The organism is Streptomyces sp. NPDC017202 (assembly GCF_044331705.1).
GTDB lineage: Bacteria > Actinomycetota > Actinomycetes > Streptomycetales > Streptomycetaceae > Streptomyces.
This window is the reverse complement of the sequence record NZ_JBIRNP010000009.1, coordinates 247,269-270,785: the sequence shown is the minus strand read 5'-3', so window position 1 is coordinate 270,785 and position 23,517 is coordinate 247,269. Positions and strand designations below refer to the sequence as shown.

Here is a 23,517-nt window from a genome sequence, read left to right as displayed (position 1 = left end):
GCGGTCAGGCCGGGTGCACGGCCAGTTCCGGTTCTCCGTGGGCGTCGTCGCCGCCGAGGACGGCCGTGAAGGCGGTGGTGCGGACGACCAGGCCCGACCGGTCCCGGGTGACGGTCACCGTCAGCGGGTCGGACGAGCCGTACCGCACGGCGAAGACGTGCAGGTCCTCGGGGGTGTCCGGGACGGGGCCGGCCTCCAGGGCCGTCGAGTCGACCAGGTGCCGCCAGCCCTCGTCCGGGTTGCCGTAGCCGCGCGGGTCGGCGGCGAGGGCGAACGCGGCCTGTTCCTGGGTGAGTTCGGCCCGGGCGTCGAAGTGTTCCGGGCCCTCGGCGCGCGGGTGCGTCAGGCGCAGGGGGCCGGCCGAGGCGGCCTCGCCGTGTGCCGTGCGCCGCACCCGGTCGCCGTCGTCCTCGGCGTACGGCAGGCCGGCCAGCAGGTACGGCGTGCCGTCGAGGCGTTCGACGGTCACCGTCGTCCACAGCAGGGTGCCGTCGGTGACGTACAGGGAGCGGACGTACCGCAGGACGTGGTCGCGGCCGACGACCGGCTTGGTGACCAGTTTGGCCGTCAGGCCGCCGGCGCGGACGTCGCGGACCCGGACCTCTCCCATCGGGCGGCACAGCAGGAAGCCGTCGGTGACCGGGCCGAAGCCGTGCTGCCGGGCGACGGCGGCGGGCAGCCAGTAGGTGCCGCCCGCCTCGATGAGGGAGGGGGTCATCCGGTCGTCGAAGGCCACCGAGACGGTTCCGGAGCGCAGTTGGTGGCGTGCGGTGCCCTGCGCGGGCGCGCGGTGCCAGCGGGTGGTGTCCTGGATCTGCCAGACCAGCATCCACGCGAAGTGGCCGTCGACGCCGCCGTCGGCCTTCACGGCGTGCCGGCCCCAGCGGGTGTCGCCCCGGTAACGGCCGAGGTCGGAGCCGATCCGGTGGCCGAAGTAGCGCAGGCCGAGGACCGACTCGAAGCCGGAGTGCTGCTCGCTGTAGCGGGGGCCGCCGTGGTCGAAGCCGCCGTTGGCCAGCCGGGCGTCGAGGTAGCGGGCGAGCGCGTCGCCGTCGTGGGCGAACACCTCCTCGCCGCTGACCCGGTGGGCCTGGGCGAGGAAGGACAGGGAGATCGGGCCGTAGTTGTTGTCGTAGGCGCCGCCGTGCTCGGGGGGCAGCAGGGCGCCGCGGTCGCGGACGCGGTGGGCGCGGATCTCCCGCTCGTACAGTTCCATGGCCCGGGCGCGCGCCGACTCGCCGTCAGGGCCGGGCAGCTGCCGGGCCAGCATGAGGCCGCCGACGACGCAGCCGATGGCCTGGTTGGCGGCCTCCTGCGGGTTGAAGAAGGTCGCCTCGGTCAGCCAGCGCCAGTAGCCGTGCGCGACCCGGAGCAGTTCGTGCCGCGGTCCGTCGTCGAGCAGGCCGGCCGCCGCCTCGGTCACGTTCACCGCCTGGAGCAGCGCCCAGACCGTGCTCGGCCAGTCCCCGACGGGGTGCGCGCCCGGCGCGAGGGTGTAACGGGCGTACGGCAGGCCGGAGTCGCGGATCCTCAGGTTCGGGTAGCCGGGGTTGTCCTCGCGGTAGACCCGTTCACGCAGGTGGAAGTCGACGCTGCGGCGCACGGCCGCCGGCAGGCGCGGGTCCCCGGAGCGCTGCCAGGCCAGGGCCAGCAGGGAGGTGATGCCGAGGGAGGTGTCGCCGATGTCGTCGGCGCAGTCGGGGTGTTCGAGGCCGCCCTCGGGCGTCAGCCGGGCCAGGGCCTGTTCGGTGACGTCGGCGAGGACGGCGTCGTAGGCCTCGGGGGTGTCCGGGAGGTCGTGCAGCGGGCCGCGCTGGTGCGGGAGGTGCATGTCCGCTCAGCCCTTCATGCCGGAGGTCGCCAGGCCTTCGACCAGCCGCTTCTGGAAGATGAGGAAGCAGATGAGCGTCGGCAGGAGGGCGAGTGTCGACATGGCGAACATGGCGCCGTAGGAGGAGCCGCTGGTCTGGTCCAGGAACAGGGTCAGGCCGAGGGGGACGGTGAACTTGTCGTTCTGCTGGAGGTAGACGAGTTGGTGCAGGAAGTCGTCGTAGGTCCAGATGAAGGTGAAGATGGTGGTGGTGACCAGGGCCGGCTTCATCAGCGGCAGGATGATCTTCCAGTAGATCTGCCAGGGGTTGGCGCCGTCCATCATCGCCGCGTGGTCGAGTTCGCGGGGGATGGAGCGGATGAACTGGACCATCAGGAAGATGAAGAAGGCGTCCACCGCGAGGAACTTCGGGACGATCAGCGGCAGGTAGGTGTTGATCCAGGTCAGGTTGTAGAAGATCGTGTACTGCGGGATGAGGACGGCCTGGGTGGGCAGCATCAGCGTGCCGAGCATCAGGCCGAACCAGATCTTCTTGCCGCGGAACTCGAAGCGCGCGAAGGCGTAGGCGGCCAGCGAGCAGGAGATCACGTTGCCGATCACCGCGCCGATCGTGACGATCAGCGAGTTGGTGATGTAGAGGGAGAAGGAGTTGCCGGACCCGCTCCAGCCGTCGGCGTAGTTCCGCGGGTTCAGGTCGTTCGGGATCAGCCCGGGGTGGGTGAAGATCTCGGTGTCGGGTTTGATCGAGCTGCTGAGCATCCACAGCAGCGGGTACAGCATGACGACGGCGACGCCGACGAGCAGGGTGTGGAGGAAGATCCGGCGGGCGCCGGTGGCCGAGCGCAGCTTCTTCAGCGGCGAGGCGGCGGGGGTGGTGACGGACATGGTGGGAAGGACTCCTCGCTCGGACGCCGGGCGTCAGTCGTCGTAGTGGACCCAGTAACGGCCGGCGATGAAGTTGACCGCCGTGAAGCCTGCGATGACCAGGAACAGCACCCAGGCCAGGGCCGAGGCGTATCCCATCTGGAGGTCCGTGAAGCCCTTCTTGTACAGGTAGAGGGAGTACAGCATCGTCGAGTTCAGGGGTCCGCCGCTGCCGTTGCTGATGACGAAGGCGGGGGTGAACGTCTTGAACGCGTCGATGATCTGGAGGACGACGTTGAAGAAGACGATCGGGGTCAGCAACGGCAGGGTGATCCGGAAGAAGCGGGTGGCGGGTCCGACGCCGTCGATCGCGGCCGCCTCGTAGACGTCCTTCGGCAACTGCTTGAGGCCGGCGAGGAAGATGACCATCGGGGTGCCGAACTGCCAGACGGCGAGCAGGATCAGCGTGTAGATCGCGGTGTCGGGGCTGGAGATCCAGTCCTGTCCCTCGATGCCGAACCAGCCGAGGAAGTCGTTGAACAGGCCGTCGCCGCCGAAGACCTGGCGCCACACGATGGCCACGGCCACCGCCCCGCCGAGCAGCGAGGGCAGGTAGAAGGCGGCCCGGTACAGGCCGATGCCCTTCAGGTCCCGGTTGAGGAGCATCGCCACCCCGAGCGCCAGGGCGAGCTTCAGCGGGACCGACACGACGACGTAGAGGAGGGTGGCGTGCACCGTGTCCCAGAAGACCGGGTCGTCGGTGAACATCCGCTCGTAGTTGCCGGTGCCGGCCCACTGCGGCGGCGTCAGCAGGTCGAAGTCGGTGAAGGACAGGTACAGCGAGTCGAGCATCGGGTAGATCGTCAGGCCGAACAGGCCGACGAACCAGGGGGCCAGGAAGACGTAGGGCCACCAGCCCCCGCCCCGCTTCCTGGCGAGGCGGCGTCGCATCCGTTCGCGCTCGCGCTGGTCGGAAGGGGTCGCCGGGACCGGCGTCTCCTTCACGACCGCGTCGGACTTCGCGGTGGTCATACTCATCTCCCTGACCCTCTCCCGGTCTTCCTGCGTGCGGTGCGGGTTACGCGGACAGGACGCCCGCCGCCTGGTCGAAGAACTCGCCGGACTGCGCCTTGATCGACTTCTTGCCGAAGGCGACGGCGAGGTTGGACTGGAACAGCAGGTCCCAGACCTGGTCGGCGCCCTGCGGCGGCGGCACCGGGTTGGGCAGCGCGTCGGTGGCCTTGGCCACCCGCTGCGAGATGTAGTCGGCGTTCGCCATGTTCAGCTTGTCCGTCTCGGACAGGCCGGCGGAGATCAGGTTGCGGGCCTTGTCGGTCGGCGGGATGCCGCGCAGCAGCTGGAAGTCCTTGATGGCGGCGTCGTCCTGCGCGATGAACGAGATGATCTTGACGGAGTCGGCCACCCGCTTGCTCTTCTTCGTGGCGCTCAGCAGCACACCGCCGTTGACGAAGTTGCCCTCGCGCGCTCCCGACCAGTCGCCCTGCGGGGTGGGCAGGAAGTCCAGCTGTGCGTCGGTGATCGAGCCGCCCGCGCCGTAGACGCCGGAGTCGAAGGTGAACAGGGCCTTGCCGATGACGACCGCGTTCTTGGTGAGGTCGTTGTGCGCGGCGGAGGTGACGGCCGGCGGCGGGCAGGCGTTCAGCTTGCGCATCTCGGCCCAGTACTCCCACCACTCCTGGAGGGTGTCGGCGGTGAAGCCGATCTTCTTGCCGTCCTCGGAGAAGAAGGTCTCGCCCTTCTCCCGGGCGAAGATCTCGAAGCACTGCAGGGTGCCGCCGCCGCCGTCGTCGACGCCGTAGGTCTTGCCGCCGCTCTTCTTGTGGACCTGCCGGGCGACTTCCTTGAGGTCGGCCCAGGTCCACTCGCGGTCGGGCAGCTTCAGGCCGAGCGCCTCCAGGCCGCTGCGGTTGACGGTGAGCTGGTTGACGCCGATGCCGGACGGGACGCCGTAGAGCTTGCCGTCGACGGTGCCGTTGGCCAGGAGCGTCTTGGAGAAGCCGGTGAGGTCCAGGTCCTTGCCGACGTACTCGTCGAGCGGGGCGAGGACCCCCTTGCGGGCGTACTGGGCGACCAGCGCGGTGTCCATCTGCATGAGGTCGGGCGCGCTGCCGCCGGCGACGTTGGTGTTGAACTTGTCGAAGTACCCGTCGTACCCGGAGTAGGTCTCCTGGATCTCGATCTTCGGGTTGGCCTTCTGGAATGCAGCAAGCGCTTTCTTGTAGGCCGCGTGCCGCTCGTCACTGCCCCACCAGGTCATGGTCAACTTGCTGGTGGTGCTGCCGGCCCCGGTGCCGCCGGAACAGGCCGCGAGCGAGCTGCCGAGCGCGCCGGCGACGGCGAGACCGCTCGCGGTGCGGAAGAGGGTTCTGCGCGAGATCTGGTGACCCACCGGGTCCTCCCTGAGGTGCGTGATGGACGTCCCGGCCGGTCGATGCGGCACGGGCATGCTGCTCGGAATGACGCCTTCCGGAAGTGCGGCCTCGCCCGGCCGCGCCATCCTGACGGGTGGGGATCCCCGGCTGCCATGGCCGTCGTCACACGAGCACGCCCTCGTGCGGCTGCCGTACCTCGGGTACGGGCGGGACGCCTCCCCCAAGTCGGCGTCCCGGCCGACTTAGAAAGCGCTTGTCCGGACATTGGCAGACCGAGTCGGAGGCCGTCAATCCTTCGTCCGCGCCGCCTCGGTCACGGTTTGGACTCCCCGGGCCACGGCGAGCCGGGCCGCGCCGACGACGGTGCCCAGGTCACCGATGGTGCTGCTGACCACCTCGGTGGGCCAGCTCAGCCGCTCCACCTCGGCCCGCACACCGGGCAGCAGCCGCGGGTCGGCACCGGTGCTGCCGCCGAGCACGACCAGCCCCGGGTCCAGTACGGCGATCACGGCGGCGGCGAGCCGCCCCACGTCCACGGCGTGCCGGTCCAGGACGGCGCGGGCCGGGGCGCTGCCCTTCCCGGCCAGGGCCAGCAGCCGGTCCGTGGTGCGCGGACACGGCCCGTCGTCCTCGCCCCAGACCTCGGCGGCGCGCCGCAGCAGGGCGCGGGCGCCCAGGTACTCCTCCAGGGCCTCGTGCCGCGGCTCGCGGCCGTCGGCCCAGGGGTAGGGCAGCCGGGCCAGCTCTCCGGCGGCCCCGTTCGCCCCGCGCAGCACCCGTCCGCCCACCACGATGCCGAGGCCGATGCCGACCCCGATCCGCAGGTAGCCGAAGGTGTGCCGGCCCCGCGCCGCACCCTCGTGCAGCTCCGCCAGCGCGGCGCAGTTCACGTTGTTCTCCAGGTGGACCGGCACCCCCGGCGGCAGCGCCACGGCCACGGCGTCGAAGACCGGACCGGCCTTGGCGGTCGCCGGGCGCATGCCGCCGCCCCGCCCTCCGGGCGCGGTGACATCGCCCACGGCGACGACGATCGTGCGCAGCGGGGCGTCCGCCGGCAGCGCGTCGAGCGCCTCCCGTACGACGTCGGCGGCGTCCGCCCGCGGACCGGTGGCCTCCGCGAGCGGCGTGCCGTCCAGGGCACAGCCGCGCACCCGGGTCAGGGCCGGACCGAGATCGACGGCGAGCACGGCCCCGGCGGCGGGACCGAGCCGGTACACGGCGGCGGACCGGCCCGTACCGCCGGAGGAGGTGCCGGAGTGGGCCGCGAGGCGGACGCCCTCCAGCTCCGCGACGGCGGAGGACACCGTCGGCTTGGACAGGCCCGCCAGGGTCGCGAGCTGCGGCCGGGTGGCGCTGCCCGCCTCGGCCAGCACGGCGAACACCGCACCGGCGCTCTCGGTCAGGCGGGGGGCTCTTGCCACGACGTGTTCCACGGTTCCCCCAGTCAAGGTCACGGGCCACTCAGGTCACGGGCCGCGCTCACGAAGGCGATCATCCCTGTGATCGGCCCCGTGGAACACGGCCGGGGAAGGGCCGGCGTCACGCGTCCCCGGCCCGGCCGGAGCACGCCCGGACCCGGGCGCGCGACGACTCTTGACGCACTGTACTTCGTTAGTTAACTTCCTAACGAACAGCACGGTACTCGCCTGCCGTGCTCCGCCAGAGGCCCGTCCCGGGGCTTCGCCACCTTCCCCTTCTTCCGCTTCTCCTGCTTCTCTCCTGTCCCCAGGACACGGTTCGCCCGCCGTCGCAGCCCCGCGCAACGACGAAAGAGGATCCGTGCAGGAATCCCCTCCCGCGTGCCCCCTGCTGGTCGGCATCGACGTGGGCGGCACCAAGACGCATCTCCGCGCGCTCGCGGGCGGCGACCTCGTCGCCGACCACGTCCGCGCCAGCGGCGGCTGGCGGCCGCACGACCCGGCCGCCGCCGCGGGCTGGCTGGCCGCGCTGGTGCGCGACACACTGCCCGCCGGCGCCCGCCCGTCCGCCCTCGCCGTCGGCGCCCACGCGTGCGAGACCCCCCGCCAGGGCGCCGCGATCGGCGCCGCCGTCGGCACGCTCCTCGACGTTCCCGCACGGGTCGTCGGCGACGCCGAACTCCTCGTCCCCGCCGCCGGACTCGACAAGGGCGTCGGCCTCGTCGCCGGCACCGGCTCGGTGGCCGTGGGCCGGCTGCCCGACGGCACCGCCGTCCAGGTGGGCGGCTGGGGCGCGGTCCTCGGCGACGAGGGCGGCGCCGCCGGTCTGGTGCGGGAGGCGGCCCGCGCGGTCCTGGCCGCCCACGACCGCGGGGAGCCTCCCGAACGCCTCGCGCGCGGGCTGCTCGACTCGCTCGGGGTGCCCGAGGTGCCGGCGCTCGGCGCGGCGCTGGAGGCCGCCGCCGACCTCTCCGCCGAGTGGGGCGGGCACGCCCCCGCCGTCTTCGCGGCCGCCGCCGACGGCTCCCCGCTCGCCCGCACCGTGATCACCGGGGCCGGCGGGGCGCTCGCCGCACTGGTCGCCCGGCTCGCCGCCCGTGGGGTCGTCGTGGACGACGTCGTGGTCGCGGGCGGGACCGTGCTCGCGCAACCGGCACTGTTCGAGGCGTTCACCACGGCACTGGCGGAGGCCGTGCCCGGGGCCCGGGCGAGAGCACTGCGGGTACCGCCCGTGCAGGGGGCGATCGCGCTGGCCCGGGGGCTGTCGTGACGGGGGCTGTCGTGACGGGGGCTGTCATGACGAGGGCTGTCGTGACGGGGGCTGTCGTGACCGGGGCTGTCGTGACGGGGCGTGCGCGCTCCGGCGGTGGCCGCCGTCCTCGCCGCGGCCTCGTCCCCGCAGTCCCCCGGTCTCCCGATGCGCCTCCTGCGCGCCTCGCCCGCACGCTCGCGGGCCGGGGACACCGGCACCGCGTTCCCCCACCCGCGCACGCCCCGGGACACCGGCACCGCGTTCACCCGCGGGACATGCCGCGGTCGCCGGAGCCTCGCCGACGGGACACGACACGGCCGTAGATCTTCGCACGTACGCACCGATCGGCTCACGGATCGACACGACCGCTCAGACCGCACCCGATCGTCCGACCTCCCCGGCCGCACGGCCGAACCATCCGAGAGAGGCACCTCCATGCCGTCAACCGCCGGGCCCCGCACGCCGTCCGCCGTGAACCGACGCGGCTTCCTCAAGGCCTCGCTGGGCGGCTCCGCCGCGCTGCTCGCCGCCCCCACCCTGGTCTCCTGGCTCGCCGCCGCCGACGCCAAGGCCGCCACGGCCGCACCGGCGTTCGTCGACGACTACCAGAGCAACGTCATGGCGAACCTGACGTCCGAGACCAACGCCGTGGTGCGCGCCCTCGGCGGCATGGCGCGGGTCTGGAAGACGGGTGCGGCCTGGGACACCGGCACGGCGCTGCGGCCGGACGTGCTGCGCGCCAACATGCGCTACTGCGCCCGCGTCACCGCCACCCGCACGGAGGCGCAGGCCAGGGAGGCGTTCGTCCACGACCGCCAGCACCAGAGCTACGCGATGATCGGCGCCCTGGGCCCGCTCGCCGACCTCTACCGCGCGGGCGCCAGGGCGGTCACCTCGATCACCACCGCCCCCGACACCACTCCCCCGACCACGATCAGCGACGCCGTTCCCGCCGACGCCCCGGCCGGTTCCGCGCTCGGCGCCGGGTCCTACACCTCCGACCTCGGTCAGGTGGCCAGGCTCGTCGACACCGTGCGCGGCCCGTTCGCGTCCGGCAACCCCGGCAAGTACGCCTTCCAGTACCCGCGCCCCTGGCGCATGAACGAGGACAGCGAGGTCGTCGACACCGGCCGCACCGACGCCCTCGGCTACCCGGTCTACGACTCGGAGGTGGTCGTCGTCACCCAGCTGCTGCGCCAGCGCAGCACCTCCCCCGTCGACGACGGCGGCTTCCCCAGCGGGCACACCAACGCCTTCCACCTGGCCGCGCTGGCCTTCGCGTACGCGGTGCCCGAGCGGTTCCAGGAGCTGGTCACGCGCGCCTTCGAGCTGAGCCACACCCGGATCGTCTCCGGCATGCACTCCACCGTCGACGTCATGGGCGGGCGCATCATGGCCACCGCCCTCGCCGCCGCCGCGCTGGCCGACCCCGCCAACGCCGGACTGAAGAAGGCCGCGCGGGCGCAGGCCCTGGCCTACTTCACGGAGCGGACCGGCACCACGGCCGACACCCTGTACGCCCACGCGCACTCCGACGCCGGCGACCGCTACGCCGACCGGAGCGCCAACCACCGTGCCGTGCGGGACCGGTTGACGTACGTGCTCACCCGCGAGGGCCGCGACGAGCCGCTCACCGTGCCCAAGGGCGCGGAGGTGCTGCTGGAGACACGGCTGCCGTACCTGACCGCGGCCCAGCGCCGCGAGGTGCTGCGCACCACGGCGCTGCCCGCCGGGTACGTCCTGCTGGACGGCTTCGAACAGTGGGGCCGCCTGGACCTGTTCACCGCCGCGGACGGCTACGGCTCCTTCGACACGGACGTGGCGGTCACCCTGGACGCGGCGGCCGGCGGCTTCCGGGCGGCCGACGCCTGGCGCAACGACATCGGCGGCCGGGGCGCTCTGACGAAGGACGGCACCGGCACGCTCGCCCTGACCGGCCGCAACCGGTACACGGGCGGGACGGTCGTGCGGGACGGCGTGCTGGTGTCGGCGTCGGCGCACGCGCTGGGCCACGGGGACGTCCGGGTGCTGGGCGGGACCCTCCGCGTCGACGAACCGGTCCAGGTGCACGGCCTGTTCGCCCAGGAGTCCGGCACGCTGGCGCCGACCCTGCGCGCGGGCCGGCACAAGGCGGTCCTGACCGTGACGCGCCGGGTCGTGCTGGGCGCGGACAGCGTGCTGTCGCTGCGCCTGGACGGGGAACGCCCGCCGGCCGTGGGCAGCACCGTCCGCGTGATCGACGCCCCGGCGCTGCGCGGCCGCTTCGACCGGGTCGAGCTGAGCGCGGGCTCCGACCGCCTGCGGGCCGTGCCGGTGTACACGGCCGACGGCCTGTCCGTGCGCATCGAGCGGCGCTGACGCCCTGACGGACGGGAGCGGTCAAGCGGCGGGCCCAGCCCGCACCCATGGCCGCACCTGCACCTGCACCTGCACCTGCACCTGCGGACCGCTCCCGCCCGTACCCCGCCGCTCCCCTCCCCCCGCACCTGCCCGCCCCTCTCCCCCGGCTTCCCCCGGCCTCCTCCCGCCCGCGCGCCCCGCCTCGTGCCGCGGCCCGCCTCCCTCCGCTCCGCCGCCCTCTCCCGGGCCCGTTCCCGCTCCTCCGCGCACCCGGCCGGGCACGGCCCGTGGGCTATGTTGAGCCTCGTGGGAGAACACGGAGGAGGACCGGTGCCATCGCCTCAGCAGGCACGCGCACAGGCGACCACGATCACCTCGGGCAAGACCGATCCGGAGGCGGAGGCGTCCGCGACCTCCCGGCTCAGGGCGCTTTTCGACGGGCCCCATCTGTCCCCGGGGCAACGGCGCATCGCCCAGTACCTGATCGAGCACCTCACCGAGGCGGCGTTCCTGTCGATCACCGACCTGGCCGAGCGGGTCGGGGTCAGCCAGCCCTCGGTGACCCGGTTCGCGGCGGCGGTCGGCTTCAGCGGTTATCCCGCGCTGCGGGAGAGGCTCCAGGCGATCGCGCTCGGCACGCTCTCGGGCGGTCCGGCGGCGGCCGAGGAGAACCGGGGCAACGAACTCCAGGCGGCGGTCGACGCGGAGTTGGAGAACCTGGAGAACCTGCGCCGCGACTTCGCCGACCCGGACCGGGTCATCGACGTGGGCCGGCAGCTGTCGGCCTCCACCCCGCTGACCGTCCTGGGCCTGCGCATCTCGGCCTCGCTCGCGGAGTACTTCGCCTACGCGGCCCGCCGCATCCACCCGGACGTACGGCTGGTGACCCGGGGCGGCAGCGTGGCGTACGACGCCCTGCTGCAGTCGCGGGAGGCGGGCGGGACGTGGGTGCTGGCGTTCTCGATGCCCCGGCACGCGCAGGAGACGCTGACCGCGGTGCGGGTCGCGCGCAGCGCCGGCCTCAAGGTCGCGCTGGTCACCGACCTGGCGCTGGGTCCGATGGCCGACGAGGCGGACGTCGCGTTCGCCACCGGGACCGGCTCACGGCTGGTGTTCGACTCCTACGCCGCCCCCGGTGTGATGGCCGCGGCGCTGCTCCAGGCCATGACGGACGCCGGTCCGGAACGGACCCAGGCGCGGCTGGAGGAGTACGAGCAGATCGCCGAGCAGCACCAGTTCTTCCTGCGGGAATGACCCGGCGCCGGCCACCGGCTCCCCCACCCCCGCCCCTCGGAACCGCCGGCGGATCATTGCGAACAAATCGAGCATGAATGTTTTCATACGTCTTGCAAAGCAGACGGCATATATAAATACTGCTCACGGCCGCACCCGCCCGCCAAGGGCACCAGAACGAGCACCCGAAGCCGCCGTCACCCACCCGCGTCGGCGCCGAGGGCGCTCGGGGCCTCGCCGGAACGAGCGCCCGCGGCGGCCCCGGTCATCCCCTGGGCCGGGGCCGCCCAGAACCGTCGGACCACCCGTCACGACGACAGACACCCGGAAGCGATCACCATGCCTCTGACGACGACGCGCATCAGCCCGGACTGGCCGTGCCAGGTCAAGACCCCCGGCAGCTACGACTGGGAGCGCTCCGCTGCCAAGTGGCTGCGCGAGCTGGTACCGGCACGCTATGCGAGCTACCCCGCGCTGCTGCGCCACCCGGTGCTGCTCGCCCGCCACGCGCAGATCCAGGTCCAGCACGAGATCCGGGTGGCCCGCACCGCGCTCCAGACCGCCCGCGCGGACCTGCCGCGCCTCGGTCTGCCCGAGTCCGTCATCGAGCACACGATCAAGCTGTACGCCGCCGAGGTGATGCAGCTCCAGCACATCGCCCGCAGTGTCCGCGCGGTCTCCGAGGCGCTCGTGGAGAGCGGCCCCAGACACTGAACGACACCTTCCGTTTCCCTGCTCCACCCGGCATCACCGCTGGCGGGAGCGATGCCGGAAGCCCCTGCCCGGACCCTGGCCGGTATGCGATGCTCAAGACGTGACGAGCGAAGCCGCCCGGCCCTCCGAGACCGGTGCCGTACCCGATCTGGCCGCCCTGGCCAAGGTCGTCGCGCGTCAGCGCGCCGAGCTCGACCGGCTCCAGGAGACGGCCGCGACCTCGGTGGTACTGGAACGCGCCAAGGGCGCCCTCATGGCCCGCACCGGCTGCTCCCTGGACGCCGCCCACGAGGAGCTTCAGCACCGGGCCAAGGCGGCCGGGCGGACCCTGCTCGAGGAGTGCTGGATCACGCTCGGGGGCCTGGCCCCGTCCGGCAGCACTGCCGCGCTGCCGCCCCGGGCCGACGACGTCGCCGACCGCCCTCCGTCACCCGCACCGCCCGGCGCGGAACCCGACGGCGAGGCCCTGGCCCGTTTCGCCCGGGCGCTGGTCCGGGTCGGCGGACCGCGGGACCTCGCCCGCTGCCTGCTCGACCACCTCCCCCCGGACATCGGGGCCGAGGCCGTGATGATCTACACGCGGCTGCCGGCCGGCGGACTCGAACTCGTCGGACACGCGGGCGTGGACGACGTGCTCGTCGAGCAGTGGCGCCGGGTGCCGCCACTGAGCGGGATCGCCGCGCTGGACGTCCTCGACTCCGGTGAGGCGCGCTGGCTGGAGAACACACGGGCGGACCGGTGGCGCTACCAGCTGATCGGGGAACCCGCCGAGCGGTGGCCGACCCGCGCCTGGCTGCCCGTGACCGACGGGGGAGGGTCCGCCGACGTCGCCATCGGCGTCTTCCGGCGCCGCGCGGAGCCGTTCGCCCCCGACGCCCGCCGGCACCTGCTCTCCGCCGCCCGGCTGTGCGCGGGGCCGTTGCGGATGTTCGGCATCCGGCAGCACCCCGCGACCGGCGCGGACGCGGACGCCGTGCGGACCGTGTTCGACCGGCTCCCGGGCACCTCGGTCCTGCTCGCCCCGCTGCGCTCCCCGTCCGGGGACGTCGAGGACTTCCGCATCGACGCCGCCACCGCGGACACCTCCGACACCGTCGGCCGCCGCGGCCGGGAACTGCTCGGTCTGCGCTTCCGGGAGTGCTGGCCGGCGACGGCCGGGGAACCCCTGTGGCAGGGCTGCCTGGACACCCTGGCCTCCGGACGACCGTACGAGAGCGAGCCGTTCGCCCAGCAGCAGGTCGTGGCCGGGGTCGGCGAGCTGGCCACCTACTCGGCGCGGGTGGCGCGGCTGGGCGACGGGCTGGTCCTCAACTGGATCCGGCACGCCCCCTCGGACCGGCAGGAACAGCGCCTCGCGGACGTGCAGCGGCTCGGCAACCTCGGCTGGGCCAACTGGCACCTGGTCACCGACGAGGTGAACTGGTCCTCCCAGGTCTTCGCCATCCTCGACCGCGATCCCGCGCGGGGCGCCGTGCCGCTGGCCCAGCTGGCGACCCTGGCGCTGCCCTCGGACATGCCCGCGGTGGCCGGCGCCGTCACGGACCTGGTGCTGGAGGGCCGGCCCTGCGACGTGCCGTTCCGGATCGCCACCCGCGACGGGGCCCGGCACCTGCGGCTCGTCGCCGAGGCCGTGCCGGACGACCGGGGCACCCCGGTCGAGGTCCACGGCTTCGTCCAGGACATCACCGCGCAACGCAGCGCCGAACTCGCCCTCGTCGCCAGCGAACGGGCCATCCTCACCCAGCACGGCGTGCTGCAGGCCGAACGCACGATGGCGGCCCGGCTCCAGGACGCGCTGCTCCCGCTGCCGAAGCAGCCCGTACGGCTCTCGGGACTGCGGGTCGACATCGCGTACCTGCCCGCGCAGTCGGGCCTCAACGTCGGCGGCGACTGGTTCAGCGCCATCGAACTGCCCGACGGCGACGCCCTGTTCGTGGTGGGCGACGTGGCCGGGCACGGCGTCGACGCGGTCGCCGCGATGGCCCTGCTGCGCTTCACCGCCAAGGGCATGGTCATCACCGGCTCGTCGCTGACCGGCGCGCTCGCCCGGCTCAACGCCCTGCTGCTGCACTCCCGCGATCCGCAGGGCACGGCGACCATGGTCCTGGCCCGCTACAACCCCCGCGAGGGGCGGCTGGTCTGGGCGCAGGCGGGCCATCCGCCGCCCCTGCTGGTGCGGGACGGCAAGGCCCGCTACCTCGACCGGCCCTTCGGGATGCTGCTCGGCGCGACCGACACCGCGCGCTACGAGGAGTCCGAGTGCCGCCTCGCGCCCGGCGACCGCCTGGTGCTGTACACCGACGGCCTCGTCGAGCGGCCCTCGGAGTGCATCGACCGCGGCCTGGAGCGGCTGGCCCGCGCCGCCGTGCTGCCGGGCAGGGACGGCTCGGCCCCGCTGGACCGGCTGCTCGGGGCACTGCTGGAGGCGGAACGGCGGGACGACGTGTGCGTGCTGGACATCGGGGTCCCCGGCGAGAGCGAACAGCCCGCCTGGGCGCCGTCCCCCGAATGACCTACGGCGTGCCGGCCGGCGCTGTTTCCCCTCGTCCGCCGACGGGGGTGAGACCCCGGAGGCGGGCGAAGGCGTGGGCGGCCGGGGTGTTCTCGAACCCGGCGGAGGGTCCCGGGCGTCGTCCCGTCAGCCGGTGCGTGATTCCAGATCACGGCGGGTGTCGTCGCCGTAGACGCCGCTCTCGTCGCCGCGGATGCCGTACCAGAGCTGGAAGCGGGCCACGGCCTCGGTGAGGACGGTGTCGTAGCGGCCGTCGGTGGCGCCGCCGTCGTAGACGTCCGGGATGCGCCGCAGGCGCTGCTGGAGGTCGGTGACCTCGGGGCCGGTGGCGCCCTCGCGCAGGGTGCCGGGGCCGTCGGGGTCGGCCGGGGGCGCGGTGCTGACGGGCACGGTGGTGACGGGCGTGGTGGCGCCCGGGAGGGTCCGGGCGGCGGTCTCCCGGCCGTCGTCCGGCAGCAGGAGGGCGCAGCCGAACCCGACGAGCGCCGCCACGAGCACGGCGGCCGCGGCGACGGCGGCCCGGCGCGGTCCGGGGCCGCGGACGGCGGGCGGCTCCGCGGCCGGCACCGGCGGGAGTTCCTGGGTCCGTTCCCCGGCCGGCAGGGGGACGCTGTCGTAATCCTCGGTGTCCTCGGTGTCCCCGGTGAGCTCGGTGAGCTCGGTGAGCTCGGTGAGCTCGGTGAGCTCGGTGAGCTCGGTGAGCTCGGTGAGCTCGCGGAACAGCTCCGCGAGGGCGTCGGTGTTGCGCGGTCTGAGGACCCGGACGGGTTCCAGGACCGGGCGTTCGTGCGGCTTTCCGGGCTCGTCCGCTGTCGGCACGCTGCTCTCCCTCCGTACCGGGTCCGGTACCGGTCTCCCCGCGTTCCCGGGGAGAGATACGGGCGCGGGGGCGGCGGGGTTCAGCCGGCGAGGAAGTGGTGCAGGGAACGGGTCACGGCGGCGACGAAGGCGTCCCGCGTCCTGTCGTCCAGGACGTCCAGGGAGAGGTACGGGTTGAGGTCCTCCAGCTCGACCAGCAGCAGTTCGCCGTCCGGGGCGCGGCAGGCGTCGACGCGCTGGATGCCGTGCGGAAGGCCGTTCCAGTCGACGAAGCGGCGGGCGAACTCCAGGTCCCGCGCGGTGGCGTCGTACGGCTCCAGCTGCCAGCGCCGGTCGGGGTGCGGGGCGTACAGGGCGTACTGGAAGTCGTCGTCGACGAAGTAGAAGGAGATCTCGTGGGCGAAGTCGACGCACGGCTGGACGAGGGTGGTGCCGTCGGCGAGGTCCGGCAGGGCGTCGGGGGCGACGATCCGCAGGCCCAGGGAGTCGGCGCCCAGCTTGGGCTTGACCACATAGCGGTCGGACGCGGGCAGCCGATGCAGGTCCTCGGGGCGGTCGACGGTGGGGATCACCGGGAGACCGGCGGCGCTCAGGTCGAGGAGGTACTGCTTGCCCGCCATGTCGGCGCGGCCCGTGAGCGGGTTGTAGACGCGGGTGCCGGCGCCCAGCGCCCGCTCGCGGAAGGCCTCGTACTCCTCCCGGTAGCCGAGGACGGGGCCGCTGTTGCGGACGACGACGGCGTCGAAGGCGTCCATCAGCGCGGCCGCCTCCCGGGGGTGGCACAGGGCGAGGTCGAAGTGGGCGCGCAGCCGGGAGGTGAGGAAGACGTCCTCGTCGCCGTAGCGGCGCCCGCGGGCCTCGTAGGCGAGGTCGGTGACGTAGAGGAGACGGCGGCGGACGGCGGACATGCGGGACTCCTCGGCGGTGCGGGCGGTGCGGGCAGCGTACGTCGGAGGCCGGGAGGGGGTGCGCGCGGGGCCCGGCGGCGGAGTCCTCGCCGGGACGGCCCCGGGGCGGGCGGGACGTACGATGAAAGGGTCGGGTATCGGATCGTCCGACCGGTCCGGGACAGCGTCGTCTTCCCCGTCGTCTCCGCTGTACGTCTTCGGTACTCCTGAAGGGCTCGCGACTTTCGTGACCACCGCAACACTCCTGGACGGCAAGGCCGCCGCGGCCGACATCAAGAACGAACTCGCCCTGCGCGTCGAGGCGTTGAAGGAGCGCGGCATCACCCCGGGGCTCGGCACGATCCTCGTCGGCGACGATCCGGGCAGCCGCTCCTACGTCGGCGGCAAGCACCGCGACTGCGCCCAGGTCGGCATCGCGTCGATCCGCGTCGAGCTGCCCGCCACCGCCTCGCAGGCCGACGTGGAGGCGGCGGTGCTGCGGCTGAACGCCGACCCGGCGTGCACCGGGTTCATCGTGCAGCTCCCGCTGCCCGCGCACATCGACACGCACGCCGTGCTGGAGCTGATCGACCCGGTGAAGGACGCCGACGGTCTGCACCCGGCCAACCTGGGCCGGCTGGTGCTCGGCATACCGGCGCCGCTGCCCTGCACCCCGCGCGGCATCATCGACCTGCTGCGCCGCAACCACGTGGCCATCACCGGCCAGCAGTTCTGCGTCATCGGCTGCGGGGTGACGGTGGGCCGGCCGCTGGGCCTGATGCTGACCCGCAGTTCCGAGCACGCCACCGTGACCCTGTGCCACGAGGCCACCCAGGACGTCGCCGCGCACGCGCGCGTGGCGGACGTGGTCGTCGCGGCGGCCGGTGTCGCGCACATGGTGACGCCGGACTGGATCAAGCCGGGCGCGACCGTGCTGTCCGTCGGTCTCACCCGCACCGTCGAGGGCATCCTCGGTGACGTCCACCCGGACGTGAGCGGCGTCGCGGGGTCGTTCGCGCCGCCGGTCGGCGGGGTCGGCCCGATGACGCGGGCGATGCTGCTGACCAACGTGGTCGAGGCGGCCGAACGGTTCTGACGGCGTCACCCCGGCGACTGCACTCGGTTCCCCGGAAGAGGGAACTGAGTGCCATCGTTGTCGGCCGGGTGTTACGTTCCCTGCCATGAGCTCCCGTGACGGCGCCGAGGCGGCCGGCCCCAAGCCTCCCATGCGGGACGCCCTGGTCGCGGCGGCCTTCCGGCTTTTCCTGGAACGGGGCTACGAACAGACCACCGTGGACGACATCGTGGCCCTCGCGGGAGTGGGACGGCGGTCGTTCTTCCGCTACTTCCCCTCCAAGGAGGACGTGGTCTTCCCCGACCACGAGCGCTGCCTGGCCGACATGACCGCCTTCCTCGCCGCGAGCGACGAGGGACACGAGCCGGTGCGCCGGGTGTGCGACGCCGCCCGGCTCGTGCTGCGGATGTACGCGGAGAACCCCTCTTTCTCCGTGCAGCGCTACCGGCTCACCAAACAGGTGCCGGGACTGCGCGCGTACGAGTTGTCGGTGGTGTGGCGCTACGAGCGCGCCCTCGCCGAGTACCTGCGGGGCCGCTTCACCGGCCGGCCCGACGGGAACCTGCGGGCCGAGGTGACCGCGGCCGCCGTGGTAGCCGCCCACAACAACGCGCTGCGCTCCTGGCTGCGTTCGGACGGCACGGGCGACGCGAGCACGACGGTGGACCACGCCCTCGGGTACGTGCAGTCCGCGTTCGGCGCTCCGGACACCTCGCCGCCCCCGGAGCGTCCGGGGCGCACCGAACGCTCCGGGGGCGGCGGGGACCCCGAACGCCCGGAGGACGTGGTCGTCGTCGTGTCGCGGCGCGGAGCGCCCCTGTGGCGGGTGGTGCAGGAGATCGAGACGACCCTCGGGCGCGGGTAGGACGGCAGCGGGACCCCGCCAGATTGGGGGTACGCAGTGCCTTTACGGGTGGCACTGAGTGCCATACCCTGTGGGCGTGCACGGTGGCACGGCGAACCGCGCACGCCCGTGCCCGGGTGAGCCGCGCACGGCGCATTCCGGCCGAAGTGCAGGGAGTTGACCAGCGTGTACCACCACTCAGGAAGCGCCGTTCAGCAGGCGGCGGGCACCTCGGCGAGCCTTCTCGACCGCAGGGCCGCAACGGACACGGACGCGATCCTCTTCCAGCGCTGCACCTGGTGCGGCACCGCCATGTACCACCGGCTGCTGTGCCCGGTGTGCCAGGGCAGCGACCTGCGCACGGAGCGCAGCGAGGGCACGGGGACGGTCCGCCACGCGACGGTGGTGCACCGCAACACCCCGTCCGCGCGCAATGTGTCCCTGGTCGAGATGGCCGAGGGCTTCGTGGTGCGCGGCCGGGTGACGGGCCCGCTCATCGGCATCCACAGCGGCGACCGGGTCCGGCTGTCCACGGCCAAGGACCCGGTGCGGGGCGAGCCGGTCTTCCAGCTGCTCGACGAGCCGTACCGGGCCTGGCACTGACCCTTCGCTCCGCCACTCGCGGACGAATGACCCTTCGCTCCGTCACTCGCGGACGAATCGGTCACGTACGTTGACGGCACGGGCAGTTGCGGGTGACCGAATTCCTGTCCCGCGCGGGCGGAACGCGACACCCAACGGTCGGCACAGGCAACCCACAGGTCCCCTTTCCCTTCCTTCGTGGCGTGAGGGGCTCCGGATACGGACGGGGCTCCCGCGCTCCGAACGTTGAGGAGTGGACCCTTGATCCGTGCCCGGCGAATAGGTGTCACCGCCGTGGCCGCGCTCGCGGCCCTGGCGGGAACACCGGGACTGGCACAAGCCCAGCAACCGTCCGAGACAAGAACGACCGAGACGGGAACGTCGACCACGTCCTCCGACAGCGCTCTGCCGCCCGGCTGGCGGATCGGCGGCGGGAAAGCCGCGCGCGAGCTGGTGTGGCGTTCCCCCGTCCCCGTGCCCATGGGCGACGCCCGCGTGGAGTTCCGCGCCGGCGAGCGGGTGCTCGGCGCCCCGGAGCGGGAGGACGACGGCCGCACGTTCCGGCTGCCCCTCGACGCCGTCGGCGACGCGCGGCTGAGGGACCTCCAGGTCCTGTCGGGCGGACGCCGGCTGGACGCGCCGGCCGGGCAGGTCGCGAGGCGACACCGCGACGCGCTGTCCGCCGCGAGGCCCCCGGCGGCGCTCCCGGCGAACCCGGTGGACCCCGGCAGGCCGGGCGCGTACCGCACGCTCACCGGCGAGTACGGCCTCGACCCGGTGAAGCTGCCCGGCTTCGCCGCGCCGGTCGAGATGCGGGCCGTGGTCGTGGCGCCCCGGGGCGCCACCGGCAAGCGGCCCCTCGCCCTCTTCCTGCACGGCCGTCACGGCACCTGCTACAAGCCGGGCACCGACGACGTGACCGGCGACTGGCCCTGCCCGGCCGGGACGAAGGCGGTCCCGAGCCACCGGGGGTACCTGAAGGACCAGCAACTCCTCGCCTCCCAGGGCTATGTGACGGTGTCGATCTCCGCCAACGGCATCAACGGCCAGGACTGGGAGGCCGAGGACGGCGGCGCACAGGCCCGGTCCTCGCTGGTGCGGCAGCATCTGGCGAAATGGGCCGGCTGGGCCGCCCGCCCCGGCACCGCCCCGGCGGCCGTGCGCGGCGTCCCGACGGCCGACCTCTCGCGCGTCCTGCTCGTCGGGCACTCCCGCGGCGGCGAAGGCGTCAACCGGGCGGCGATGGACAGCCTGTACCCGCCGCCGGCCGCCCAGGACGGCTACCGCGGTCCGGTGCGCTGGAAGATCCGCGGCACCGTCCTCGTCGGACCGACGGTCTTCGGCCAGAATCCGGTCGCCGACGTGCCGTCCGCGACGATCCTGCCGGGCTGCGACGGCGACGTCTCCGACCTCCAGGGCGAGGTGTACGTCGACGGCACACGCGGCGTCAGCCGTGGCACCGCCCTGCACAGCGCCGTGTACGTGATCGGCGCGAACCACAACTTCTTCAACACCGAGTGGACGCCGGGCCGGTCCGAGGCGCCCTCCTCCGACGACTTCTGGGACGACCCGGAGCAGCCCGACCCGGTGTGTTCCGCGGGCACCCGTACCCGGCTGACCGCCGACCAGCAGCACCAGGCAGGCGCCACCTACATCGCCGCCGCGGCCCGGCTGTTCGTCGCCGGTGACGACCGGGTGCGCCCGCTGCTCGACGGCTCGGGGCGGCGCGCCCCGTCCGCGGACCCGGCCAGGGTGCTGACCCACGCCGTCGGCGCCCGCCGCACGGCCGGGTTCCTGCCCGACGGCGGGGTGCGGGTGACCGGCGGCAGGCTGTGCGCGGCGGTCGACCCCGACCCCGCCGAGGCCTGTCTGCCCGAGGGCACCAAGGGGTCCTCGCCCCACTTCGCGTGGTGGCAGACCGACGAGGAGGCCGGCCGCGGCGCGGTGGCACTGGACTGGACGGCACCGGGCACGGCGACACGCGTACGGCCGGCCGCACCGCTCTCCCTCACCGGCGCCGGGAGCCTGGCGCTGCGCGTGTTCGTGCCGCCGAACACGACCGGCACCGAGCTGGACGTGTCGGTCACCGACTCCGCGGGCCGTCGGGCCCGGCTCGGCCGGATCACGGTCGACGGGCTGCCCGGCAGCGAGCGCACCGCCTCCTACTGGGCGCGCGAAGTGCGCGTCCCGCTGACCGCGGCCACCCGCGCCGGACTCGACCTCGGCCACGTCAGGTCGCTGGAGCTGACCCCGCGTTCGGCGTCGGGGAAGGCCTGGCTGATGGACGCCTGGGGCTGGGCGCCCGGTAGTCCCGCGGTGCGGGCGGCGGCCCTGCCGCGCGTCGACATCGGGCGCCTCACCGTCAAGGAGGGCGACTCCGGGACCCGGACCTACCACATCCCGGTACGGGTCTCCGGGCACGGCAGCGGCACGGTCCGCTTCTCCGTCCTCGACCCCGGCACCGGCCGGTCCGTCGACCGGCTCGTCACGGTACGGCCCGGCGCCACCCCGGTCGACGTGCCGGTCGAGGTGCGGGGCGACACCCGCTTCGGCTACGACGAGCAGCACGACCTCCTCGCGAAGGCCGTGCGCGGCGCTGTCGTCGGCTCCTACCGGGGTGGCGTCACCGCGCAGAACGACGACCCCGAGCCCGAGGTCACCTTGACCCCGGTCACGGACCGGGTCACCGAGGGCGGAACGCTGGCCTGGCGGCTCTCCCTGTCCGAACCCGCGGAGGCGGAGTTCTGGCAGCCGGTGCGGGTGCTCGCGGTCACCGAGGGCGCCGAGCTGTCCACCAAGGACGTCGACCCGCGGTGGCTGATGGACCAGACCGGTGAACTGCCCGACCCGGAGCGCCCGTTGTCACAGGCGGGTCTGTGGTTCTGGGTGAACGTCCCGGCCGGGACCACCACCGCCGACCTCACCGTGGTGACGGCGGCGGACGAGGTGGCCGAGCCGGCCGAGTCGGTGCGCCTGGCGCTCACCGACGACGAGGGCGAGCCCCTGCCCGGCCGTCCCGTCCGGACCGGAACGGTGACGGACGCGCCGTAGCCCCCGCGGCCGCGGGGGCTACGTGGCCCGCGCGGGCGGGAGGGGGCGGGGGCCGGACGGTCCCCGCCCCCTCAGCCGTCGAGGGTCACGCGGATCCCGACCGTGCCGTCCGAGCCCCGCCGAAGCCTGCTGCCGAGCAGCGTGAGGCGGCCGAGGACGCCGTACTTGCGGGCGAGCAGGGTGCGGTAGCGGGCGGTGGTCCGGGCGTCGCAGATCTCGGCACGGGCCGGGACCTGCTCCCCGGTGGGGTTGCCGCGCACGTCGCAGGGACCGACCATGACGTCGCCGCGGGCCCTGATCCGCTTCACCTTCCAGGAGTCGGCGACCGTCCAGACCCCGAGGGCGTCCCCGTCGCGCACCACCCACACCGGGGTGGCGACCCCGGTCCCGTTCTTGCGGTAGCTGGTGATCAGCAGGTATTTCCCTGCTCCGAGCCGGTCGAGCGCCTTGTCGTCCATGCCCGCAGTGTAGGCACGCGCGCCGGGGGTCAGCGCAGTGCGGCGGCCATCCTGCGCACCCCCTCGGTGAGGATGTCGGGCGAGGTCGCGAGGTTCAGCCGTACGTGCCCGGCGCCGCCGGTGCCGAAGTCCGGGCCGGGACTGAGCGCGACCCGGCCCCGCTCCAGGAAGACCCGCGCCGGGTCGTCGCCGAGACCGAGCGCCCGGCAGTCCAGCCAGGCCAGGTACGTCCCCTCGCCGGGCCGGTATCCGACGCCGGGCAGCTGGTCGGCGAGGAGGCCGGCGAGCAGGCGGCGGTTGTCGTCGAGGCCGGTGAGCAGGGCGTCCAGCCAGGCCGTGCCGTCGCGCAGGGCGGCGGTGTGGGCGAGGACGCCGACGTGTCTCGGACCGTGACCGACCTCCTCCGGCAGCCGCGCCAGGTCGGCTCCGGCCGCGGGGCCCGCGACGGCGAGGGCCGCCTTGAGCCCGGCCAGGTTCCACGCCTTCGACGCCGACATCAGCGACAGGCCGCCGTCCGCGCCGGGCACGCTCAGGTACGGCACGAAGTCGACGCCGGCGGCCGTGAGCGGGGCGTGGATCTCGTCGGCGACCACCCGGACGCCGTACCGGTCGGCGAGGGCGGCCACGGCGGCGAGTTCGCCGGCGGTGTGGACCGTGCCGGTCGGGTTGTGCGGGCTGCACAGCAGGTGCGCGGCGCGCCCGCCGCCCGCGGTGGCCCGCCGGTAGGCCGCTTCCAGGACATCGAGGTCGAGCCGCCCGTCCGCGCCGAGCGGCGCCTCGGCGATCCGGCGGTCCATGTGCTCGACGAACGCGAAGAACGGCGGATACACCGGCGGGTTGACGACGACCGGGTCGCCGGGCCCGGTCACGAGCCGGAGCATCTCGACGACGCCCAGCATCACGTCGGGCACGATCGCCGTCCGCCCGACCGCGAGACCGTGCCAGCCCCACCGTTTCGCGGCGAACGCGGCCAGCGCCTCGGCGTAGCCGCTGCCCGCCGGATAGCCGGTGTCGCCCAGGGTCATCGCGTCGCCGACCGCCCGGACGACCGGCTCGGCGAGCGGGACGTCCATCTCGGCGACCCACAGCGGCAGGACGTCGTCGGGGTAGGTGCGCCACTTCATGCTCGTCCGGCGTCGGAGGCGGTCGAGGGTGAGGGCGCGCAGCGGATTCGGTTCACCGGACGACGCGTGCGGGATCCTGGTCATGGGCCCAAGATAGAGGGCCGTCACCGGCGGCCGGCT

At 73.8% G+C, this 23,517-nt stretch carries 18 protein-coding genes; 9 read left to right on the top strand and 9 right to left on the bottom strand.

Annotated elements, in window-relative coordinates:
- Positions 1–4: 4 nt before the first annotated feature.
- The 5 genes from ACH4N1_RS20065 to ACH4N1_RS20045 all read right to left on the bottom strand — a co-directional run bounded on the left by ACH4N1_RS20065 (position 5) and on the right by ACH4N1_RS20045 (position 6,509).
- A complete protein-coding gene (locus ACH4N1_RS20065; RefSeq protein ID WP_398098733.1) occupies positions 5–1,831 on the bottom strand; it encodes a hypothetical protein in 1,827 nt (608 codons plus the stop codon).
- Between the two features lie 6 nt (positions 1,832–1,837).
- Positions 1,838–2,716, bottom strand: a complete 879-nt coding sequence (locus tag ACH4N1_RS20060) for a carbohydrate ABC transporter permease (protein WP_398098731.1) — start codon at positions 2,714–2,716, stop codon at positions 1,838–1,840.
- Between the two features lie 33 nt (positions 2,717–2,749).
- Complete coding sequence (locus tag ACH4N1_RS20055; protein WP_398098730.1) at positions 2,750–3,727, bottom strand: carbohydrate ABC transporter permease; 978 nt, start codon at positions 3,725–3,727, stop codon at positions 2,750–2,752.
- Positions 3,728–3,773: 46 nt separating this feature from the next.
- A complete protein-coding gene (locus ACH4N1_RS20050) occupies positions 3,774–5,105 on the bottom strand; it encodes an ABC transporter substrate-binding protein (RefSeq protein ID WP_398098729.1) in 1,332 nt (443 codons plus the stop codon).
- 270 nt (positions 5,106–5,375) lie between these two features.
- Positions 5,376–6,509, bottom strand: a complete 1,134-nt coding sequence (locus ACH4N1_RS20045; RefSeq protein WP_398098727.1) for an ROK family protein — start codon at positions 6,507–6,509, stop codon at positions 5,376–5,378.
- 358 nt (positions 6,510–6,867) lie between these two features.
- Here ACH4N1_RS20045 and ACH4N1_RS20040 point away from each other — a divergent pair, with 358 nt between their 5' ends.
- The 5 genes from ACH4N1_RS20040 to ACH4N1_RS20020 all read left to right on the top strand — a co-directional run bounded on the left by ACH4N1_RS20040 (position 6,868) and on the right by ACH4N1_RS20020 (position 14,557).
- A complete protein-coding gene (locus tag ACH4N1_RS20040; protein ID WP_398098725.1) occupies positions 6,868–7,776 on the top strand; it encodes a BadF/BadG/BcrA/BcrD ATPase family protein in 909 nt (302 codons plus the stop codon).
- Between the two features lie 417 nt (positions 7,777–8,193).
- Positions 8,194–10,116 (top strand): phosphatase PAP2 family protein, encoded by a 1,923-nt coding sequence (locus ACH4N1_RS20035; protein ID WP_398098723.1) that lies wholly within the window; start codon positions 8,194–8,196, stop codon positions 10,114–10,116.
- 312 nt (positions 10,117–10,428) lie between these two features.
- Positions 10,429–11,352, top strand: a complete 924-nt coding sequence (locus ACH4N1_RS20030) for a MurR/RpiR family transcriptional regulator (protein WP_398098721.1) — start codon at positions 10,429–10,431, stop codon at positions 11,350–11,352.
- Between the two features lie 318 nt (positions 11,353–11,670).
- Positions 11,671–12,045, top strand: a complete 375-nt coding sequence (locus ACH4N1_RS20025) for a hypothetical protein (protein WP_398098720.1) — start codon at positions 11,671–11,673, stop codon at positions 12,043–12,045.
- Positions 12,046–12,145: 100 nt separating this feature from the next.
- On the top strand, positions 12,146–14,557 hold the full coding sequence (locus tag ACH4N1_RS20020; RefSeq protein ID WP_398098719.1) for a SpoIIE family protein phosphatase: 2,412 nt from the start codon (positions 12,146–12,148) through the stop codon (positions 14,555–14,557).
- 126 nt (positions 14,558–14,683) lie between these two features.
- Here ACH4N1_RS20020 and ACH4N1_RS20015 read toward each other — a convergent pair whose 3' ends face one another.
- Positions 14,684–15,376 (bottom strand): peptidoglycan-binding protein, encoded by a 693-nt coding sequence (locus tag ACH4N1_RS20015; protein WP_398098717.1) that lies wholly within the window; start codon positions 15,374–15,376, stop codon positions 14,684–14,686.
- An 80-nt stretch (positions 15,377–15,456) separates the two neighbouring features.
- On the bottom strand, positions 15,457–16,284 hold the full coding sequence (locus tag ACH4N1_RS20010) for a hypothetical protein (RefSeq protein WP_398098715.1): 828 nt from the start codon (positions 16,282–16,284) through the stop codon (positions 15,457–15,459).
- A 226-nt stretch (positions 16,285–16,510) separates the two neighbouring features.
- Here ACH4N1_RS20010 and ACH4N1_RS20005 point away from each other — a divergent pair, with 226 nt between their 5' ends.
- From ACH4N1_RS20005 to ACH4N1_RS19990, 4 genes are all read left to right on the top strand, one after another.
- The gene (locus ACH4N1_RS20005) at positions 16,511–17,359 is read left to right on the top strand and encodes a bifunctional methylenetetrahydrofolate dehydrogenase/methenyltetrahydrofolate cyclohydrolase (protein WP_398098714.1); all 849 of its coding nucleotides are present in this window, start codon (positions 16,511–16,513) and stop codon (positions 17,357–17,359) included.
- Positions 17,360–17,444: 85 nt separating this feature from the next.
- Positions 17,445–18,203 carry a TetR family transcriptional regulator gene (locus tag ACH4N1_RS20000; RefSeq protein WP_398098713.1) on the top strand — a complete coding sequence of 253 codons (759 nt, stop codon included), beginning with the start codon at positions 17,445–17,447 and terminating at the stop codon, positions 18,201–18,203.
- 165 nt (positions 18,204–18,368) lie between these two features.
- Positions 18,369–18,785 (top strand): zinc ribbon domain-containing protein, encoded by a 417-nt coding sequence (locus ACH4N1_RS19995; protein ID WP_363090060.1) that lies wholly within the window; start codon positions 18,369–18,371, stop codon positions 18,783–18,785.
- Positions 18,786–19,025: 240 nt separating this feature from the next.
- Positions 19,026–21,815: a hypothetical protein gene (locus tag ACH4N1_RS19990; protein WP_398098712.1), complete on the top strand. Its 2,790-nt coding sequence runs from the start codon at positions 19,026–19,028 to the stop codon at positions 21,813–21,815.
- Between the two features lie 71 nt (positions 21,816–21,886).
- Here the strand turns inward: ACH4N1_RS19990 and ACH4N1_RS19985 are convergent, their stop codons facing one another.
- On the bottom strand, positions 21,887–22,273 hold the full coding sequence (locus tag ACH4N1_RS19985) for a PPOX class F420-dependent oxidoreductase (RefSeq protein ID WP_398098711.1): 387 nt from the start codon (positions 22,271–22,273) through the stop codon (positions 21,887–21,889).
- Between the two features lie 29 nt (positions 22,274–22,302).
- Positions 22,303–23,481 carry a MalY/PatB family protein gene (locus ACH4N1_RS19980; protein WP_398098710.1) on the bottom strand — a complete coding sequence of 393 codons (1,179 nt, stop codon included), beginning with the start codon at positions 23,479–23,481 and terminating at the stop codon, positions 22,303–22,305.
- Positions 23,482–23,517 lie beyond the last annotated feature (36 nt).

Bases quoted from the DNA above. Each gene is read 5' to 3' on its own strand.
- ACH4N1_RS20065 (WP_398098733.1), bottom strand. From the start codon at position 1,831: ATGCACCTCCCGCACCAGCGCGGCCCGCTGCACGACCTCCCGGACACC.
- ACH4N1_RS20060 (WP_398098731.1), bottom strand. From the start codon at position 2,716: ATGTCCGTCACCACCCCCGCCGCCTCGCCGCTGAAGAAGCTGCGCTCG.
- ACH4N1_RS20055 (WP_398098730.1), bottom strand. From the start codon at position 3,727: ATGACCACCGCGAAGTCCGACGCGGTCGTGAAGGAGACGCCGGTCCCG.
- ACH4N1_RS20035 (WP_398098723.1), top strand. From the start codon at position 8,194: ATGCCGTCAACCGCCGGGCCCCGCACGCCGTCCGCCGTGAACCGACGC.
- ACH4N1_RS20025 (WP_398098720.1), top strand. From the start codon at position 11,671: ATGCCTCTGACGACGACGCGCATCAGCCCGGACTGGCCGTGCCAGGTC.
- ACH4N1_RS20010 (WP_398098715.1), bottom strand. From the start codon at position 16,284: ATGTCCGCCGTCCGCCGCCGTCTCCTCTACGTCACCGACCTCGCCTAC.
- ACH4N1_RS20000 (WP_398098713.1), top strand. From the start codon at position 17,445: ATGAGCTCCCGTGACGGCGCCGAGGCGGCCGGCCCCAAGCCTCCCATG.
- ACH4N1_RS19985 (WP_398098711.1), bottom strand. From the start codon at position 22,273: ATGGACGACAAGGCGCTCGACCGGCTCGGAGCAGGGAAATACCTGCTG.
- ACH4N1_RS19980 (WP_398098710.1), bottom strand. From the start codon at position 23,481: ATGACCAGGATCCCGCACGCGTCGTCCGGTGAACCGAATCCGCTGCGC.